We start from the raw sequence: 18967 nt of genomic DNA on the forward strand, positions 1-18967 counted from the left end.
AAGCAGGGGCAGCACGGGTTCCGCCGCTCAGCCGTTACGCTGGACCCGTGGCAGTCGTCGATGTTTCCGAAGAGCTGAAGTCCCTTTCCTCGACCATGGGGTCGATCGAGGCCGTTCTGGACCTCGACAGGATGAGGGCAGACATCGCCGTGCTCGAGGAGCAGGCGGCGGCACCGTCCCTGTGGGACGACCCCGAGGCGGCGCAGAAGATCACGAGCAAGCTTTCGCACCTCCAGGCCGAGGTGCGCAAGGCCGAGGCGCTCCGCGGCCGTATCGACGACCTCGAGGTGCTCTTCGAGCTCGCGGAGGACGAGGACGACCCGGACACCCGTGCCGAGGCCGAGATCGAGCTGCAGGCCGTGCGCAAGGCGCTGGACGAGATGGAGGTCCGCACCCTCCTGTCCGGCGAGTACGACGAGCGCGAGGCGCTGGTCAACATCCGCGCCGAGGCCGGCGGCGTCGACGCCGCCGACTTCGCCGAGCAGCTGCAGCGCATGTACCTGCGCTGGGCCGAGCGACACGGCTACGGCACCGAGGTCTACGAGACGTCCTACGCGGAAGAGGCCGGCATCAAGTCGACCACCTTCGTCGTCAAGGCGCCGTACGCGTACGGCACGCTCTCCGTAGAGCAGGGCACGCACCGTCTGGTGCGCATCTCGCCCTTCGACAACCAGGGCCGCCGCCAGACGTCCTTCGCGGGCGTCGAGGTGCTGCCGGTCGTCGAGCAGTCCGACCACGTCGAGATCGACGAGTCGGAGCTGCGCATCGACGTGTACCGGGCGTCCGGCCCCGGCGGCCAGGGCGTCAACACCACCGACTCGGCGGTGCGCATCACGCACATCCCGACCGGCATCGTGGTCTCCTGCCAGAACGAGCGCTCCCAGATCCAGAACAAGGCGAGCGCGATGAACGTCCTCCAGGCGAAGCTGCTGGAGCGCCGCCGCCAGGAGGAGCAGGCCAGGATGGACGCCCTCAAGGGCGACGGCGGCAACTCCTGGGGAAACCAGATGCGTTCGTACGTCCTGCACCCGTACCAGATGGTCAAGGACCTGCGTACGGAGTTCGAGGTGGGCAACCCGCAGTCGGTGCTCGACGGCGAGATCGACAGCTTCCTGGAAGCCGGAATTCGCTGGCGCAAGCAGCAGGAGAAGTAAATCCTCGCTTTGTCGACAAGGGAACTGCCGCCCACCGGGCGGCAGTTCCCGTTTGTGTCACAGTTGCATCCCTGCACGTCAGTCAACTGACAGCATTTCGGACATCGCGCCCGCAACGACCTTGACGCTGTTGCGAAATCTGGGAAAGCTGGCGCGCGGCATGCGTATCTCCGGGGCGTGTGTGAACGGGGGCACAGAGCAAAGACCCCCGAGCCGGCTGCCCCGGGCGCTGCTCCAATGACGAGATAGCTACTGGGGGTAGCAGCCAGATGACCAAGAAGACGCGGATCCGTGTCGCGCGTATAGCCGCCGGCGCGGTGATCGCCGCGGGTGCGTCGCTGACCGCCGCCGGCGCCGCACAGGCCCTCGACATCAACGTGGGCCCCCTTGAGGTCTCCGCCAACGCGGACGAGAACGGCATCGACGCCGGTATCGGCATCAATGAGCCCGAAGAGCCCTGCGACGTCGCCCCGCTGGGCTGCAACCCGGGCGACCCGGGCGACCCCGGTGACCCGGGCGACCCCGGTGACCCGGGCGACCCCGGTGACCCGGGTGACCCCGGTGACCCCGGTGACCCGGGTGACCCCGGTGACCCGGGCGACCCGGGTGACCCCGGTGACCCGGGCGACCCGGGTGACCCCGGTGACCCGGGCGACCCGGGTGACCCCGGTGACCCGGGCGACCCCGGTGACCCGGGCGACGGCAACGGCGGCAACGGCGGCAACGGCAACGGCGGCAACGGCAACGGCGGCAACGACACCGACCCCAACGGCGGCGTGATCGACGGTGACGGCACCGACACCGACAACGCCGGCTCGCAGCCCGTCGAGCAGGGCCAGGGCAAGGAAGAGCTGTCCGGTACCGGCAACGGCAACGGCGGCGAGCTCGCCGAGACCGGCGCTGCCGAGACCACGTTCCTGCTGATCGGCGCCGCGACGATGATCGCCGGTGGCATCGGCTTCCGCATGCTGCCGCGTCTCGTCGGTGGCGGACGCGCTGCTGTCTGAGCGATACGGACCGTAACAAGCGCATAGCGCAACACAAGGGCCCGGGTGCCGAGCACCCGGGCCCTTCGGTGTGTCCTGGGCTATGCGGTCCTGTACGCCGCGAACATCGCCAGTGTCGCTATCAGGGCCACCAGCAGAGCCAGCAGCGTCACGGGGCTCATGCCGCCGAAGGGGCCCTGCTGCTGGAGGCGCTCACGATTGGCCCGGCAGACCGGGCAGCGGCCCTCGGCAACGGGTGCCGCGCAGTTGGCGCACACCAATCGGTCGTAGGTCATGCGCTTTCCTCCTCCCGCGCGCCGGAGCCGCAGGCGCGGACCGTCAGCACATTTCTCTCCCGACAACGCACTGGGAATGGCCACTGTTCCCCTACCACTGTGCCAGCTCACGCGCTTTTCGGCGCGCCCCGCCGGATTACCCCCGTTCCTCGACCGGACAAAAAGGGCAAGTCGGGGCGGTGCCTGCACGGCCCGTCCCGGTTCGCGTAAGGTCACGCACACCTACTCCCGGCCGACCGTGGTGCACCCGTGATCCGATTCGACAACGTCTCCAAGAGCTACCCCAAGCAGAACCGACCTGCCCTGCGCGACGTCTCCCTCGAAATCGAGAAGGGCGAGTTCGTCTTCCTCGTGGGGTCGTCCGGTTCCGGCAAGTCCACGTTCCTGCGGCTCCTCCTCCGCGAGGAGCGCGCCAGCCAGGGCATGGTCCATGTCCTCGGCAAGGACCTGGCCCGCCTGTCCAACTGGAAGGTGCCGCACATGCGGCGCCAGCTGGGCACCGTCTTCCAGGACTTCCGCCTCCTGCCCAACAAGACCGTCGCCGAGAACGTGGCGTTCGCCCAGGAGGTCATCGGAAAGCCGCGCGGCGAGATCCGCAAGGCCGTGCCGCAGGTCCTCGACCTTGTCGGACTCGGCGGGAAGGAGGACCGGATGCCCGGTGAGCTCTCCGGCGGTGAGCAGCAGCGCGTGGCGATCGCCCGTGCCTTCGTCAACCGCCCGATGCTGCTGATCGCGGACGAGCCGACCGGAAACCTCGACCCGCAGACGTCGGTCGGCATCATGAAGCTGCTGGACCGCATCAACCGCACCGGTACGACCGTGGTGATGGCGACGCACGACCAGAACATCGTCGACCAGATGCGCAAGCGCGTCATCGAGCTCGAGCAGGGCCGTCTCGTACGCGACCAGGCACGCGGCGTCTACGGCTACCAGCACTGAGCCCGGACAGACTGAAAGGCTGAAAGCACGCCATGCGCGCCCAGTTCGTCATGTCGGAGATCGGTGTCGGTCTCCGTCGCAATCTCACGATGACGTTCGCCGTCATCGTCTCCGTCGCCCTGTCGCTCGCTCTCTTCGGTGGCGCGCTGCTCATGCGTGAGCAGGTCAACACGATGAAGGACTTCTGGTACGACAAGGTCAACGTCTCCATCTTCCTGTGCAACAAGAACGACGCGGCCACGTCGGCCCAGTGCGCCAAGGGCGCCGTCACCAGTGCGCAGAAGGAACAGATCGAGTCCGATCTGAAGAAGATGGACGTCGTCGACACCGTCGACCACGAGACGGCCGAGCAGGCGTACAAGCATTACAAGGAGCAGTACGGCGACACCCCCATCGCGTCCACCATCACGCCGGACCAGATGCAGGAGTCGTTCCGGGTCAAGCTCCACGACCCCGAGAAGTACAAGGTGGTCGCGACCGCGTTCGCCGGCCGGGACGGTGTTCAGTCCGTCCAGGACCAGCGCAACATCCTGCAGAACCTCTTCGACTTGATGAACGGCATGCGCATCGCCGCCCTGTGCGTCATGGGCCTGATGCTCGTCATCGCGATGATGCTGATCGTCAACACCGTGCGCGTTTCGGCGTTCAGCCGACGGCGTGAAACCGGCATCATGCGCCTGGTGGGTGCGTCCAGCTTCTACATCCAGACGCCGTTCATCATGGAGGCCGCCGTCGCCGGCGCGCTCGGCGGAGCCGTCGCCTGCGTGATGCTGCTCGTCGGACGGTACTTCCTCATCGACAACGGCCTTGCGCTGGCGGACAAGATGCAGTTGGTGAACTTCATCGGCTGGGACTCCGTTCTGGCCGTGCTGCCCCTGATCCTTGTGATCGGTCTGCTGATGCCCGCTGTTGCGGCTTTCATCGCATTGCGCAAGTACCTCAAGGTGTGACAAGCGCCCCGGGCGCCGTACGGTCAACCGCCGTACGGCGCCCTTCGCTTGTCCTAGACTCGACGCCATGTCGGGACCGGAGTTCAGTCCTCGGCCCCACGGCATCCGCCGTGGGGCAGCCCTGACCTTGGTCTTCGCGACCGTTCTCGCCACCGCCGCCGCCACCGGCGGTCTGCCGGGCGAGGGGCAGGAGACGTCGCGCAGGCTCTCCGTCCGCGCGGCGGCCGCGACCGTGGACCGCGACGCGGTCGCACGGGCCGCCGTCGAGGCGATGGCGGACGGCAAGTCGGGCACCGAGGCGGCGGAGGAGTTCGTCAGCCGCAGCGGCGACCGCTGGAGCGCGGTGTACGACAGCGAGGAGTTCGAGGAGTTCGAGAACGCCCTCGACGGCGAGTACACCGGAGTGGGCCTGCGGACCCGGCGCACCGGCGGCCGCACGGAGGTCGCGGAGGTCCAGAAGGGCGGTCCCGCGGACCGGGCCGGGATCCGGCCCGGCGACCGGTTGCGGACCGTGGACGGGCAGGAGGTCGCCCGGCGTCCGGTCACCGACGTCGTGGCGCTGCTGCGCGGGGCGGACGGCACGGACGTCGTCCTCGGACTGGAGCGGGACGGCCGCCGCTGGACCGAGACCCTGACCCGCGCCCGGCTGACCACCGAGAGCGTCACCGTCCGTCACCTCGGCGAGGACACCGTGATGATCAAGGTCTCCTCGTTCACCAAGGGTTCGGGCGCGCGGGTGCGGGAGGCGGTGCGCCGGGCACCCGAGGGCGCGGGCGTCCTCCTGGACCTGCGGGGCAACCCGGGCGGCCTGGTCTCCGAGGCCGTGACGGCCGCGTCCGCCTTCCTCGACGGCGGCCTGGTCGCCACGTACGACGTGCGCGGCGAGCAGCAGGCGCTCTACGCGGAGGGCGGCGGAGACACCCGCCGGCCCCTCGTCGCCCTGGTCGACGCGGGCACGATGAGCGCGGCCGAGCTGGTCACCGGCGCGCTGAAGGACCGCGGCCGGGCGATCACCGTCGGCTCGCGCACCTTCGGCAAGGGCTCGGTGCAGATGCCGAGCCGGCTGCCCGACGGCTCGGTGGCCGAGCTCACGGTGGGCCACTACCGCACTCCGTCGGGTGACAGCGTGGACGGCGAGGGCATCACCCCGGACCTGCCGGCGGGCGAGGGCGCCGAACAACGTGCGCAGTCGGTATTGAGTGGCCTCAAGGGGGCCTCGTAGTGCGAAAATGAGCGCACTATGGCAAAGGAAAAAGGGCGCAAGCTGATCGCGCAGAACAAGAAGGCGCGGCACGACTACCACATCATCGACACCTACGAGTGCGGTCTCGTGCTGATGGGGACCGAGGTGAAGTCGCTGCGTCAGGGACGGGCCTCGCTGGTGGACGGCTTCGTCCAGATTGACGGCCACGAGGCGTGGCTGCACAACGTGCACGTCCCCGAGTACAGCCAGGGCACGTGGACGAACCACAGCGCGCGACGCAAGCGGAAGCTGCTGATGCACCGGGCGGAGATCGACAAGCTCGAGTCGAAGTCCCAGGAGACGGGTCACACGATCGTGCCCCTCGTCCTGTACTTCAAGGACGGCCGGGCCAAGGTCGAGATCGCGCTGGCGAAGGGCAAGAAGGAGTACGACAAGCGCCAGACGCTGCGGGAGAAGCAGGACCGCCGCGAGGCGGACCGCGCGATGTCGGCGGTGCGACGGCGGCAGCGGGCGTAGCCGCGGGAATACGGTGGCACCGTCGTGCGTTGGTCACGTACGATGGCTCCTGCCCCGCACGGCAGGGGCGACGATTGATAAATCAACATGGGGATGATCGGTTTCGACAGCGGATGTCGAAGCAGGGGAAGCGTGTCGAGGAAGCGGCAATGATCTCGTTAACCATATGTCGCAACCAATAATCGCCAACACCAAGCGCGATTCCTTCGCCCTCGCTGCCTAAGTAGCGACTCGCGAAGTGTCAGCCCGGGGCTGTTCCCGACCCGGATCCTGGCATCAGCTAGGGAACTAAACCTCTAGGCCCGGTCACGGGGTCGAGAGGGAAACCAAACAGTGACTGAGCCCGTCGGAGACTTGTCCGCGTGATCTCCGGGGCCGAGAAAAGCGCAGCGGACTGCACACGGAGAAGCCCTGGTTCTGCACCGTTGGACGCGGGTTCGATTCCCGCCATCTCCACCGATGGAGGTCCCGGAGGCATACGCCCCCGGGGTCCCCGCATCCCATGTGGACAAGGCCCGGCAGCTACGGCAGCCGGGCCTTCGTCATGCCCGCCACCGCCAGCGCGACCGCCGCGGCGCACACCGGCACGGCGTATCCGGCCGCGGGGCTCAGGTGCTCCACCACCCAGCCGCCGCTCGCCGATCCCGCCGCGATGCCCCCGAGCAGCGCGGTGACGGCCAGGGTCATGCCCTCGTTGACCTGGCCCGGCGGGGTCAGACGCTGGACCGCGGTCATCCCGGTCACCATCGTCGGCGCCGTCGCCATGCCCGCCAGCAGCAGGGCGCCCGCGACGGCGAGCACCGAGCCGGTGCCCGCGGCGGCCAGCAGCGGCAGCGACATCAGGACCGTCATCGCGGTGAGCGTGGTCACGAGTCCGGCCGCCCGCCCGACCCGGCCGTAGACCAGGCCGGCGGCGCACGAACCCGCGGCCTGGAGCGCGAGCACCGCACCTGCCGCCGGACCGTCGACGAAGGCGAGCGTGACGACCTCCATCGCGCCGAAGACCGCTCCCGTGGCGAGGAACACCAGGAGCAGGGCGGGCATGCCGGCGGCGCGCAGCGGCGAGCCCGCGGCGGTACGCGGTGCCGGGGGCGGCTCGGTGGAACGCTGCGCGGCGAAGACGAGGACGCCCACGAGGAGCAGGATCGCGGCGGTCAGCGTGCCCGCTTCCGGGAACAGCGCCGCGCACAGGAACGCCGCGAGGACGGGTCCGAGCATGAAGCAGAGCTCGTCGGCCGCCTGCTCGAAGGAGTTCGCCGTGTGCAGGGCGGCCGGATCGCCCCGGTGCAGGTGCGCCCAGCGGGCCCGGGACATGCCCCCGGTGTTGGGGATGGTGGCGGTCGCCGCGTAGGCGGCGAACAGTGTCCAGTCGGGCGCGCCGAAGCGCACGCACAGCAGCAGGGCCAGCTCGCCGAGCACCGCGAGGACCGTGGCGGGCACGGCGATCCGTGCCTGGCCGTACCGGTCGACGAGCCGTGCCGTCCACGGCGCGACCAGCGCGGTGGCGGCGAGCCCGGTCGCGGTGACGGCGCCGGCCAGCGCGTACGAACCGCGGGACCCGGCGATCATGATGACGGCGCTTACGCTGAACATCCCCATCGGAAGGCGGGCGATCAGATTTCCCGCGGTGAACGCGCGGGCACCGGGCGTGGCGAACAGCCGCCCGTAGGGGCCGGGCGGCCTGCGCCGCCGCACGCGCCGCGCAGGAGCCTCGAGCCCGGCGGTCCGCGTCGCGTCGTCACCCGCGTCGAAGCGGGGCACGAAGGCCGGGGACCCGGGCGTGATCGCGGGCAGGGGAGGGCGAGCGGCCTCGTGCGGCCGGGGGGTCTGCGGCATGGCTCCACCCTCACGGCTGCCTGCGTGGCCCGTCCAACACCTGATCGATGGCCATTCACGCACCTGTGTTGTTGAATGCGGCGTGCCCCGAGATCTGGATCCGCGCCTGCTGCGCGCCTTCGCCGCCGTCGCCGACGAGCTCCACTTCACCCGCGCCGCCGCCAGGCTCTACGTCGCCCAGCAGGCGCTCAGCCGTGACGTCCGACGGCTCGAACGGGAGCTGGGCGTCGAGCTGTTCGTGCGGACCACCCGGCATGTGACGCTCACCGCGGACGGCGAGCGGCTGCTGCCGTACGCCCGGCGGGTGCTCGCCGCCCAGGACGAACTGCGCGCCGCCGCCGACGGGGCCGCGCGCCCGCTGCTGGTCGACCTCAACAGCCCGGGCCCGACCATGACGTCCGCGCGCGTCCTGGCGCGCGCCCGTGAACTCGCCCCGGAGTGCGAGCTGATGGCCCGCTACGAGAGCGGACTGAGCCATGCCGCGGCCGAGATCCTGGCCGGCCGGCTCGACGTGTCCTTCGGGCGCTTCGCCGGACTGGCGCCCTCTGTGCGGGCGCAGCTCGCCCAGCAGCCCGTACGGCTGGAGCCCATGGCGGTCCTGCTGCCCGAGACCCATCCGCTCTCGCCACTGGAGCGTGTCCCGCTGGGCGCGCTGGCCGGCGAGACCGTGTACGCCGGAGACGGGAACCCGAGGACACCGGAGTGGACCGACCTGGCGCGGAAGCTGTTCGCCGGGCGGGGCATCACCGTCGCGCCGCCCGCGCCGCTGGCGGTGGGCGAGGAGGAGTTCCGGCGGGTGATGGAGAAGTTCGGCAATCCGGTGCTCGTGGTCGTCGACTTCCCGGCACTCCCCGGTACCGTACGGCGGCCGCTCGTCGATCCCGTGCCGCTGTCGCCGGTCTCGCTGGTGTGGCGCAAGGGGCTGCGCCACCCCGGTCTGGAGGCGCTGCGCCGCGCGGCGGCCGAGCTGGCCGAGCGGGAGGGCTGGCTGGAAAGGGATCCCGCACAATGGCTGCCCGAGGGCGATACGTCCCTGATGTACGGTCGGTCCTGAGGCCGTCCCGACGGCGCGGCCGCCCGCCGTGGCCTGCCGCCCGCCGAGGCGCCGGCCTCACGGGGCCGGTACGGCGGACGTGAGAGCAAGGTTTCGCACCGGTCACCTCACGGCACCGGCCTGAAACGCGCCGTCCATAGCGTCGTATCCCACGACGAGACCCAGGTGGAGGCGCGTGATGGCAGGCCGATGGATCGAACAGTGGGACCCCGAGGACGAGACCTTCTGGCAGACGAAGGGGGAGCGGATCGCCCGGCGTAATCTCCTCTTCTCCGTACTCAGTGAGCACATCGGGTTCTCGATCTGGAGCCTGTGGTCCGTGATGGTCCTCTTCATGGGGCCCGAGTACGGCGTGGACCCGGCCGGGAAGTTCTTCCTGATCGCCACCGCGACCGTGGTGGGGGCCGTGATCCGGGTGCCGTACACCTTCGCCGTCGCCCGGTTCGGCGGACGCAACTGGACCGTCTTCAGCGCGCTGCTGCTGCTCCTGCCGACCGGCGCGGCCTACGCGGTGATGGAGCCCGGCACCTCGTACGGCACGTTCATCGCGGTCGCCGCCCTCACCGGCGTCGGCGGCGGCAACTTCGCCTCGTCGATGACGAACATCAACGCCTTCTTCCCGCTGCGGAAGAAGGGCTGGGCGCTGGGCCTCAACGCGGGCGGCGGCAACATCGGCGTCCCCGTCATCCAGCTCGTCGCCCTGCTGATCATCGGCACCGCGGGAGCGGCCCACCCGCGGCTCGTGCTCGGCATCTACATGCCGCTCATCGTGGTCGCCGCCGTGTGCGCGGCCCTGTGGATGGACAACCTGGCGCCGGTCAAGAACGACACCGGGGCCGCGAAGGACGCCGCCAAGGAGGGCCACACCTGGATCATGGCCTTCCTGTACATCGGCACCTTCGGCTCGTTCATCGGCTACAGCTTCGCCTTCGGTCTCGTGCTGCAGACGCAGTTCGGGCGCACCCCGCTGCAGGCCGCGTCGCTCACCTTCATCGGCCCGCTCCTCGGCTCGCTGATCCGGCCCCTCGGTGGAGCGCTCGCCGACCGCTTCGGCGGCGCCCGCATCACCCTGTGGAACTTCGCCGGCATGGCCGCCGCCACCGGAGTCGTCGTCGCCGCGTCCGTCCAGGAGTCCCTCGGCGTCTTCCTCGTCGGGTTCATCGGCCTGTTCGTCCTCAGCGGGCTCGGCAACGGCTCGACGTACAAGATGATCCCCGGCATCTTCCAGAACAAGGCGCTGGCCATGGGCATGACCGGCGAGACCGCGGCCGCCTACGGGCGCCGGCTCTCCGGCGCCTCCATGGGGCTCATCGGCGCGGTCGGCGCGGTCGGCGGGCTCGCGATCAACCTCGCCTTCCGCCAGTCCTTCCAGACGGCGGGCACCGGCACCGCCGCCTTCGTCGCCTTCCTCGCCTTCTACGCGGTGTGCTCCGCGCTGACGTGGGCGGTATACCTTCGCCGGCCCGCCGTCGTCCCGGCCCGCACCGCGGACACCGCGACGGAGCCCGCGCCGGAGTACGCCCGGGTCTGAACCGGCGGGAAGCATCAGTGGGTGTGTAACAAGGGCGAAATCTGAGCGATCCGGGCCTGTCACGCACCTTTGACAGGCTCGGCCGCCAGTTCAGCAGTCCAATGGGGTACATCCAGGCAGATTCAGTAGGGACGACCGAGATGCACGACCACGGCCAACCACACGGCCCGCTCGCGGGCTTCACCGTCGGCGTCACCGCCGCCCGCCGCGCCGACGAGCTCGGCGCACTGCTGCGGCGGCGGGGCGCGGCCGTGCTGCACGCCCCGGCGCTGCGTATCGTTCCGCTCGCCGACGACGCGGAGCTGCTCGCCGCCACCAAGGAACTCATCGACCACGCGCCCGACGTGGTCGTCGCCACCACCGCCATCGGCTTCCGCGGCTGGGTCGAGGCCGCCGACGGGTGGGGCTTCGGCGAGGACCTGCTCGCCCGGCTGCGCGGCGTCGAACTCCTCGCGCGCGGTCCCAAGGTGAAAGGCGCGATCCGGGCCGCCGGGCTCACCGAGGAGTGGTCCCCGGCCTCCGAGTCCATGGCGGAGGTACTGGACCGGCTGCTGGACGAGGGCGTCTCCGGCCGCCGCATCGCGCTCCAGCTGCACGGCGAGCCGCTGCCCGGGTTCGTCGAATCGCTGCGGGCCGCGGGCGCCGACGTCGTCCTCGTCCCGGTGTACCGGTGGATGGAGCCCGAGGACATCGCCCCGCTCGACCGGCTCCTCGACGCGACGATCGCGCGCGGCCTGGACGCCGTGACCTTCACGAGCGCGCCCGCCGCGGCCTCCCTGCTCTCCCGCGCGGAGAGCCGCGGGCTGCTGGGCCGGCTGCTGGAGTCCTTCGACCACGACGTCCTCGCGGCGTGCGTGGGGCCGGTCACCGCGGTGCCGCTCCAGGCGGCGGGGGTGACCACGGTGCAGCCGGAACGGTTCCGGCTCGGCCCGCTCGTGCAGCTGCTCGGCGCCGAACTGCCCGCTCGCGCCCGTACGCTGCCGATCGCGGGCCATCGTGTCGAGATCCGGGGTCACGCGGTCCTGGTCGACGACGACCTGCGCCCCGTGCCGCCCGCGGGTATGGCGCTGCTGCGGGCCCTGTCGCTGCGCCCCGGCTGGGTCGTCTCCCGGGCCGACCTGCTGCGGGTGCTGCCGGGCACGGGCAAGGACGAGCACGCCGTCGAAACGGCGATGGCGCGCCTGCGGACGGCGCTGGGCGCGCCGAAGCTGATCCAGACGGTGGTCAAACGCGGGTACCGGCTGTCGCTGGACCCGTCGGCGGACACGAAGTACGCGGGGGCCTGAGCCGGGGTCGCGCGGCGGGTTGCCGGTCTCTGCCCCGGCCCCGCGCCTCAAGCGCCGGCGGGGCTGGATTCCGCCCGGTTGCCGGGTGCGGGGCCGACGCGGGCTTTCGGGGGAAGGGGCGGGCGGGCACTCTGGTGGGGACAGCCGGTCGTGAAACCCTAGGCGGTGACAGGCACATGGCGGCGGGCACGGGCTCGTACGAGTGGCGGTTCGACTCCGGGCGGGTCTGCCTGGATCTCGTGGCCACAGCACCACAGGCCGACCGGGCGGGCGTCGGGTGCGAACCGCTCGCCGGACCGGGGCGGCTCTCCTGCTGGCTGACGGGCGCCGGGCTCGTGCCCGCCGGGACCCGGATCGGCGCGGTCGACGACTCCTGGGTCACCGGCTTCGTCGAACTGCGCGAGTGCATCGCCCAATTGGTGGGCGCCGCACTCGAAGGACGCGCCGCGGGCCCGGCGTTGGAGACCCTCAACGCCCTCGCCGAGGGGCCGCCGCCCGGCATCAGGGCCGTACGGGACGGGGACGGCACGCTCGTACGGGCGCTGAGCGCCGTGCCCGGGCGCGCCGCGCTGCTCGCGGCCGTCGCCCGCGACGCCGTCGACCTGCTCACCGACCCCGTCGCCCGCTCCCGGCTCCGCCGGTGCGAGGGCGACAGCTGCGCCCGCCTCTACCTGGACACCTCCCGCGGCCGACGGCGGCGCTGGTGCTCCAGCGAGGTGTGCGGCAATCGCGAGCGCGTGGCCCGGCACCGGCGCAAAGCGGCCGCCCACTGAAAAGATCTTGAAATTTCTTCTCCTCGCGTTGAGTGATCCCCTTCCGGACCCCGTAGTGAAGGGGGACCAGGAAACAGGGTCTCGACCGGGAGGTTCAGGTGCGCAAGGATGCCGCCGTGGCCGATGACCGTCCGCAACGGGCCCGCCATCGCAGCCAGAAGCCGCGCATCGATTCCTCCGTGCCCGACGAGGAGTTGATGCGCGCGCTCTATCGCGAACACGCGGGACCGTTGCTCGCCTATGTACTGCGTCTCGTCGCAGGCGACCGCCAGCGCGCCGAGGACGTCGTGCAGGAGACGCTCATCCGTGCCTGGAAGAACGCCGGTCAGCTCAACCGGGCGACCGGCTCTGTCCGACCCTGGCTGGTGACGGTCGCCCGGCGCATCGTCATCGACGGTCACCGCAGCCGGCAGGCCCGGCCGCAGGAGGTCGACCCGTCGCCGCTGGAGGTCATGCCCGCGGAGGACGAGATCGACAAGGCGTTGTGGCTGATGACGCTCTCGGATGCGCTCGATGATTTGACGCCCGCCCACCGGGAAGTCCTTGTCGAGACGTATTTCAAGGGGCGTACGGTCAATGAGGCGGCCGAAACACTCGGCATACCCAGTGGGACCGTGCGGTCCCGAGTGTTCTACGCGCTCCGGTCCATGAAGCTCGCTCTGGAGGAGAGGGGGGTCTCGGCATGACCAGGTACGAGCAGGAGTCCGTACACGACGCCGTCGGCGCGTACGTGCTCGGCGTGCTCGACGAGGCGGATGCCTCCGCCTTCGAGGCGCACCTCGCCGGGTGCGACATCTGCGCCGCCCGCCTCGAGGAGTTCTCGGGGATGGAGCCGATGCTGGCCATGCTGGCCGAGGCGCCGGCCCCGCCGCCGCAGAACGTCCACAGCCTGCCCGGCATGCCGGGCCGCATGGACTTCCCGCCGCCGCGCCCCGCACCCGTCGTGCCCACGTCCCCGAGCCCCCGGGTTCTCGACGGCCTGATGAACGAGGTGGCCGCGGGCCGTGCCGCCAAGCGCCGGCGCGGCATGTACCTCCTCGCGGCCGCGGCGGCGCTGATCATCGGCGGTCCGGCCGTCGCGGTCGTGGTCACGGCCGACGACACCACCGGCAACCAGGCCGTCGAACCGCACCCGACCAGCCCCGCCGAGGACGCCTTCTTCAACCACATGGAGGAGAAGGTGCAGGCCATCGACGCGACGACGAAGGTCAGCGCGGTCGTCGGCATGGAGAAGAAGGGCTGGGGCACCCACGCCGTCCTGGAGCTGAAGAACGTCAAGGGCCCCCTGAAGTGCAACCTCATCGCCGTGTCCAAGACCGGCGAGGAGGAGGTCGTGACGTCCTGGGCCGTGCCGAAGTGGGGCTACGGCATCCCCGACAGTCCCGAGAAGGCCGCGAAGAACCCGCTGTACGTGCACGGCGGCGCGGCGATGGACCGCAACGACATCGACCACTTCGAGGTGCGCACCTTCGACGGGCAGCGCCTGGTGGAGGTCGACGCGTAGCCCGCCAGGCCGCGCACGGGCAGACCGCTGACCCGGGCGCGGCCGGTACAGGTGCAATGTCCGCCCCCCTTGGCGTACGGTTGACGGCTGCCCAGTGCACGTCAGAAGGGGGCCTCGGTGGCCGCGCCGCATGCCGCTGAATCCGTTGATTCCGTTGTCGACACCGTGATCGGCTCCGCAGCCGACTCGGTGCGGGACCGGGAGATCGCCGTCGAGCAGATCCACCTGGACCGGGTGTACCGCCGTCTCGAGGAGAAGATCCACGAGGCGGAGTTCCTGATGAACGACGCCGCCAAGCGGGGGCAGGTCGGCACGCCCGGGGCGCTCGCCGAGCGGGACGCCCAGGTCTTCCGCGCCGGCGTGCACCTGAACCGGCTCAACAACGAGTTCGAGGACTTCCTCTTCGGCCGTATCGACCTGCTGTACGGCAAGGACGGCAAGAAGGGCCCCGACGGCGCGTACACCTCCGTCGAGCCCGCCGACGAGGCCGTACGGCCGGACAACACGGCCGACATCGGCGAGACCCTGCACATCGGCCGCATCGGCGTCCTCGACTCCGACTACGCCCCGCTGGTCATCGACTGGCGTGCCCCGGCCGCCGCGCCCTTCTACCGCTCCACGCCCGTCGACCCCGGCCGTGTGGTGCGCCGGCGCGTCATCCGCTCCAAGGGGCGCAAGGTCCTCGGCGTCGAGGACGACCTGATGCGTCCCGAGCTGACCGCGTTCCTCGGCGGCGAGGAACTGCCCGTCGTCGGCGACGGCGCGCTGATGGCGGCCCTGGGGCAGGCCCGCAGCCACACCATGCGCGACATCGTCGCCTCCATCCAGGCAGAGCAGGATCTCGTCATCCGCGCCCCCGCCGCCTCCGTGACCTACGTCGAGGGCGGCCCGGGCACGGGCAAGACCGCGGTGGCCCTGCACCGGGCCGCGTACCTGCTCTACCAGGACCGCCGGCGGTACGCGGGCGGCATCCTGATCGTCTCGCCGACACCGCTCCTGGTGGCCTACACCGAGGGTGTGCTGCCCTCGCTCGGCGAGGAGGGGCAGGTCGCCATCCGCGCGGTCGGCTCCCTGGTGGACGGCGCCGAGGCGACGGCGTACGACGAACCCGCCGTGGCCCGCGTCAAGGGCTCCTCCCGGATGCTCAAGGTGCTGCGCAAGGCCGCCAGGGGCGCTCTCGAACTGCGGGAGGGCCCCACGCGACTGCGCGTCGTCGCCTTCGGGCGGCGTCTGGAGCTGGAGGCCGACGAGCTCCAGCGCATCCGCAACAACGTGCTGGGCGGCACCACCCCCGTCAATCTGCTGCGTCCCCGCGCCCGCCGCCTGCTCCTGGACGCCCTGTACGCCAAGTCCGGAGCCGCCGGACGGCACGAGGACCCCGAGCTGGCGGCCGAGCTGCGCTCCTCCTTCGACGAGGACGTCACCGGCGAGGACGGCTTCGTCGCGTTCCTGGACGCCTGGTGGCCGGAGCTGACCCCGCGCGGCGTGCTGACGGCGATGGCGGACGAGAAGCGGCTCGGCCGCTGGGCCCGCCGGGTGCTGAACCCCGGGGAGGTGCGCAGGCTCGCCCGTTCCCTGCGCCGGGACGCCCTGTCCGTGCACGACGTGGCGCTCCTGGACGAGCTGGACACCCTGCTCGGCACGCCCGCCAGGCCGCGCAGGAGGCGCGAGCTCGACCCGCTGGACCAGCTCACCGGTCTCGAGGAGCTGATGCCGCAGCGCGAGGAGTCGCAGCGCGAACGCGCGGAGCGGCTCGCGGCCGAGCGGACCGAGTACGCACACGTGATCGTCGACGAGGCGCAGGACCTCACTCCCATGCAGTGGCGCATGGTCGGCCGCCGCGGCAGGCACGCCACCTGGACCGTCGTCGGCGACCCGGCCCAGTCGTCCTGGTCGTCCCCGGACGAGGCGGCCGAGGCGCGCGACGAGGCGCTGGGCACCCGTCCGCGGCGTCGCTTCGAGCTGACCGTGAACTACCGGAACCCCGCCGAGATCGCCGAGCTGGCCGCCAGGGTGCTCGCCCTGGCCATGCCGGGCATGCAGGCGCCCTCGGCGGTCCGCTCGACGGGCGTCGAGCCGCGGTTCGCCGTCGTCCCCGAGGACGGCGACCTGGCGGGAGCGGTGCGGGCCGAGGCCGAGCGGCTGCTGGCCCGGGTGGAGGGCACCGTGGGCGTCGTCGTCGCCATGAACCGCCGCGAGGAGGCGGCCCGCTGGCTCGCGGGTCTCGGCGAGCGCGTGGTGGCCCTCGGTTCGCTGGAGGCCAAGGGACTGGAGTACGACGCGACGGTGGTCGTCTCGCCCGCGGAGATCGCGGACGAGTCGCCGGCCGGCCTGCGGGTGCTGTACGTGGCGCTGACCCGCGCGACGCAGCAGCTCACGGTCGTCTCGGACCGCCGTGACCAGCCGGACGCGGAGGGCGTGCCCGACCTGTTGCGCGACTGACGAGTGCGGCCCGCGGGCGACTGACGGCGAGTCAACACGCGGGAGGGGAATCACTTGCCCGGGTGGTGCGTTAGCCTGGGTGTGGCACCGGCTCGATCCAAGCCCCCGGGCCCAACCTTCGTCGCCACGAGCGACCACTTGCCGCGAGGCGAGCATGGCGGGTCGGTGCCACTTGAACCACCTGGAAGAGGCTCGGAGCACCGTATCGGTGACTCCGGGCCTCTTCTGTTTCCCGGGCACTTCTCGTATGGTGGAAAAGAATTTCCGAAAACAAAATGACCGCATTACCTGCTACCGGCAGGTAGGTGTCACCATCGTTAGGCGCTGCCGGGCCTCGGCCCCTGGCGTCGCGCAGCAACGAAGCTAGGGAAAGCAGAGGAACCCGGTCATGGCAACGGCGCCCAGCGTCTCGTACTCGATGACGGTCCGGCTGGAGGTGCCCGCGAGCGGAACCGCGGTGTCCCAGCTGACCACGGCTGTGGAGTCCAACGGCGGCTCCGTGACCGGCCTGGATGTGACCGCTTCGGGTCACGAGAAGCTGCGTATCGACGTCACGATCGCCGCGAGCTCCACCGCGCATGCCGACGAGATCGTCGAGGAGCTGCGCAAGATCGAGGGTGTCGTCCTCGGCAAGGTGTCCGACCGTACGTTCCTGATGCACCTCGGCGGCAAGATCGAGATGGCGTCCAAGCATCCCATCCGCAACCGTGACGACCTCTCGATGATCTACACGCCGGGTGTGGCGCGTGTGTGCATGGCGATCGCGGAGAACCCCGAGGACGCCCGCCGTCTGACGATCAAGCGCAACTCCGTTGCAGTGGTGACGGACGGCTCCGCCGTGCTGGGTCTGGGCAACATCGGGCCCAAGGCCGCGCTGCCGGTCATGGAGGGCAAGGCGGCCCTGTTCAAGCGGTTCGCGGGCATCGACGCCTGGCCCATCTGCCTGGACACCCAGGACACGGACGCGATCGTGGAGATCGTCAAGGCGATCGCCCCCGGCTTCGCCGGCATCAATCTGGAGGACATCTCCGCGCCCCGCTGTTTCGAGATCGAGGCCCGGCTGCGCGAGGCGCTGGACATCCCCGTCTTCCACGACGACCAGCACGGCACCGCCATCGTCGTCCTCGCCGCGCTGACCAACGCGCTGCGTGTGGTGGGCAAGTCGGTCGGCGATGTGCGGGTGGTCATGTCGGGTGCGGGAGCGGCCGGCACGGCCATTCTGAAGCTGCTGATCGCGGCGGGTGTCAAGCACGCCGTGGTGGCCGACATCCAGGGTGTCGTGCACGCGGGCCGTGAGGACCTGGTGGGGGCGGCGGCCGGTTCCCCGCTGCGCTGGATCGCGGACAACACCAACCCGGAGGGTGTCACCGGCACGCTCAGGGAGGCGGTCGTGGGGGCCGATGTGTTCATCGGTGTCTCGGCCCCGAATCTGCTGGGTGCGGAGGATGTCGCGGCGATGGCGGACGGGGCGATCGTCTTCGCGCTCGCGAACCCGGATCCGGAGGTCGACCCGGCAATCGCCCGTCAGACTGCGGCAGTTGTGGCCACGGGCCGTTCCGACTTCCCCAACCAGATCAACAACGTGCTGGTGTTCCCGGGTGTGTTCCGCGGTCTGCTGGACGCCCAGTCCCGGACCGTCAACACGGAGATGATGCTGGCGGCGGCGGCCGCGCTCGCGGACGTCGTGACCGAGGACGAGCTCAATCCGAACTACATCGTTCCGTCGGTCTTCAACGACAAGGTCGCGGGCGCCGTCGCGGGCGCCGTCCGCGAGGCGGCCAAGGCGGCAGCGGCTGTGACGGGCCCCACGTCCGCCTGACATACGGCGCGTCGCGGGTCGCGGCATCCCAAACCCCCCTTTAGGGTGGCGGACCATGAGCCCGCGGCCGCAGTCCGGCCGCGGCCGGGCCGCTCCAATGGGTCTCAAGGGAGTCGACGGAACGTCACCACGACGGGGCGCTGGCGCTTTTCGTGTGACTCCGGAGGGTGCCGGATTGGCTTTCCCGCCGCTGGTGGGGGCAGGATGCTTCCTTGAGGACCTGCGCCTTGGGGGGACCCCCGCGGGCGCGGAGGGGTCTGACAGCAGACCCGGGTCCGGGGACTGTCCGAGGGCCCTGGCAGCATCGGCTTCGATCCACGCCTCACAGGCAAGAAGAACACGGGAGTAACGAAATGAACCGCAGTGAGCTGGTGGCCGCGCTGGCCGACCGCGCCGAGGTGACCCGCAAGGACGCCGACGCCGTTCTGGCCGCTCTCGCCGAGACCGTCGGCGAGGTCGTCGCCAAGGGCGACGAGAAGGTCACCATCCCCGGCTTCCTGACCTTCGAGCGCACCCACCGTGCCGCTCGCACCGCTCGTAACCCGCAGACCGGCGACCCGATCCAGATCCCGGCCGGCTACAGCGTGAAGGTCTCCGCGGGCTCGAAGCTCAAGGAAGCCGCCAAGGGCAAGTAAGGCCTGAAGCGCCGGAAGGGCGGGCACCGCTACGGGTGCCCG

17 protein-coding genes and 1 other RNA gene are annotated in these 18967 nt (G+C 70.8%); 16 read left to right on the top strand and 2 right to left on the bottom strand.

The genetic code is table 11. From position 1 onward, the window contains the following. Positions 1-47: 47 nt before the first annotated feature. Both prfB and ACWD0A_RS24110 read left to right on the top strand, forming a co-directional pair. On the top strand, positions 48-1154 hold the full coding sequence (gene prfB / locus ACWD0A_RS24105) for a peptide chain release factor 2 (protein WP_451301257.1): 1107 nt from the start codon (positions 48-50) through the stop codon (positions 1152-1154). A 269-nt stretch (positions 1155-1423) separates the two neighbouring features. Beyond that, positions 1424-2161, top strand: coding sequence for an LPXTG cell wall anchor domain-containing protein (locus ACWD0A_RS24110; protein WP_451301259.1), 738 nt, complete (start codon positions 1424-1426; stop codon positions 2159-2161). An 80-nt stretch (positions 2162-2241) separates the two neighbouring features. Here ACWD0A_RS24110 and ACWD0A_RS24115 read toward each other — a convergent pair whose 3' ends face one another. Continuing rightward, complete coding sequence (locus ACWD0A_RS24115) at positions 2242-2436, bottom strand: hypothetical protein (protein ID WP_451301261.1); 195 nt, start codon at positions 2434-2436, stop codon at positions 2242-2244. Between the two features lie 249 nt (positions 2437-2685). Between ACWD0A_RS24115 and ftsE the strand changes: the two genes are divergently transcribed. From ftsE to ssrA, 5 genes are all read left to right on the top strand, one after another. Next, on the top strand, positions 2686-3375 hold the full coding sequence (ftsE, locus tag ACWD0A_RS24120) for a cell division ATP-binding protein FtsE (RefSeq protein WP_177152610.1): 690 nt from the start codon (positions 2686-2688) through the stop codon (positions 3373-3375). A gap of 32 nt (positions 3376-3407) precedes the next feature. Continuing rightward, positions 3408-4325, top strand: a complete 918-nt coding sequence (gene ftsX / locus ACWD0A_RS24125; RefSeq protein ID WP_451301264.1) for a permease-like cell division protein FtsX — start codon at positions 3408-3410, stop codon at positions 4323-4325. 67 nt (positions 4326-4392) lie between these two features. Continuing rightward, a complete protein-coding gene (locus ACWD0A_RS24130; RefSeq protein WP_451301266.1) occupies positions 4393-5547 on the top strand; it encodes a S41 family peptidase in 1155 nt (384 codons plus the stop codon). Positions 5548-5565: 18 nt separating this feature from the next. After that, a complete protein-coding gene (smpB, locus tag ACWD0A_RS24135) occupies positions 5566-6045 on the top strand; it encodes an SsrA-binding protein SmpB (RefSeq protein ID WP_392324279.1) in 480 nt (159 codons plus the stop codon). Between the two features lie 89 nt (positions 6046-6134). Continuing rightward, positions 6135-6504, top strand: a transfer-messenger RNA (tmRNA) gene (ssrA, locus tag ACWD0A_RS24140). Between the two features lie 63 nt (positions 6505-6567). Here the strand turns inward: ssrA and ACWD0A_RS24145 are convergent. Next, a complete protein-coding gene (locus ACWD0A_RS24145) occupies positions 6568-7881 on the bottom strand; it encodes an MFS transporter (protein WP_451301268.1) in 1314 nt (437 codons plus the stop codon). An 82-nt stretch (positions 7882-7963) separates the two neighbouring features. On the opposite strand from ACWD0A_RS24145, the gene ACWD0A_RS24150 reads away from it, so the two are divergent. The 9 genes from ACWD0A_RS24150 (at position 7964) to ACWD0A_RS24190 (ending at position 18925) form a co-directional block, all read left to right on the top strand. After that, the gene (locus tag ACWD0A_RS24150) at positions 7964-8935 is read left to right on the top strand and encodes a LysR family transcriptional regulator (protein ID WP_451301270.1); all 972 of its coding nucleotides are present in this window, start codon (positions 7964-7966) and stop codon (positions 8933-8935) included. A gap of 178 nt (positions 8936-9113) precedes the next feature. Then, entirely contained in the window at positions 9114-10466 is a 1353-nt protein-coding gene (locus tag ACWD0A_RS24155) for a nitrate/nitrite transporter (protein ID WP_451301272.1), read from the top strand. A gap of 140 nt (positions 10467-10606) precedes the next feature. Then, a complete protein-coding gene (locus ACWD0A_RS24160) occupies positions 10607-11752 on the top strand; it encodes a uroporphyrinogen-III synthase (protein ID WP_451301274.1) in 1146 nt (381 codons plus the stop codon). A gap of 176 nt (positions 11753-11928) precedes the next feature. Continuing rightward, the gene (locus ACWD0A_RS24165) at positions 11929-12525 is read left to right on the top strand and encodes a CGNR zinc finger domain-containing protein (RefSeq protein ID WP_451301276.1); all 597 of its coding nucleotides are present in this window, start codon (positions 11929-11931) and stop codon (positions 12523-12525) included. A 98-nt stretch (positions 12526-12623) separates the two neighbouring features. Continuing rightward, positions 12624-13211: a sigma-70 family RNA polymerase sigma factor gene (locus tag ACWD0A_RS24170; protein WP_451301278.1), complete on the top strand. Its 588-nt coding sequence runs from the start codon at positions 12624-12626 to the stop codon at positions 13209-13211. Further along, positions 13208-14029, top strand: coding sequence for an anti-sigma factor family protein (locus ACWD0A_RS24175; protein WP_451301280.1), 822 nt, complete (start codon positions 13208-13210; stop codon positions 14027-14029). The genes ACWD0A_RS24170 and ACWD0A_RS24175 overlap by 4 nt, the downstream gene beginning before the upstream one ends. A gap of 117 nt (positions 14030-14146) precedes the next feature. Continuing rightward, positions 14147-16471 (top strand): HelD family protein, encoded by a 2325-nt coding sequence (locus ACWD0A_RS24180; protein WP_451301282.1) that lies wholly within the window; start codon positions 14147-14149, stop codon positions 16469-16471. A 388-nt stretch (positions 16472-16859) separates the two neighbouring features. After that, positions 16860-18290 (top strand): malic enzyme-like NAD(P)-binding protein, encoded by a 1431-nt coding sequence (locus tag ACWD0A_RS24185; protein WP_451301284.1) that lies wholly within the window; start codon positions 16860-16862, stop codon positions 18288-18290. A gap of 353 nt (positions 18291-18643) precedes the next feature. Then, entirely contained in the window at positions 18644-18925 is a 282-nt protein-coding gene (locus ACWD0A_RS24190) for an HU family DNA-binding protein (RefSeq protein ID WP_004571953.1), read from the top strand. Positions 18926-18967 lie beyond the last annotated feature (42 nt).

The organism is Streptomyces sp. NPDC002867 (genome assembly GCF_053591895.1).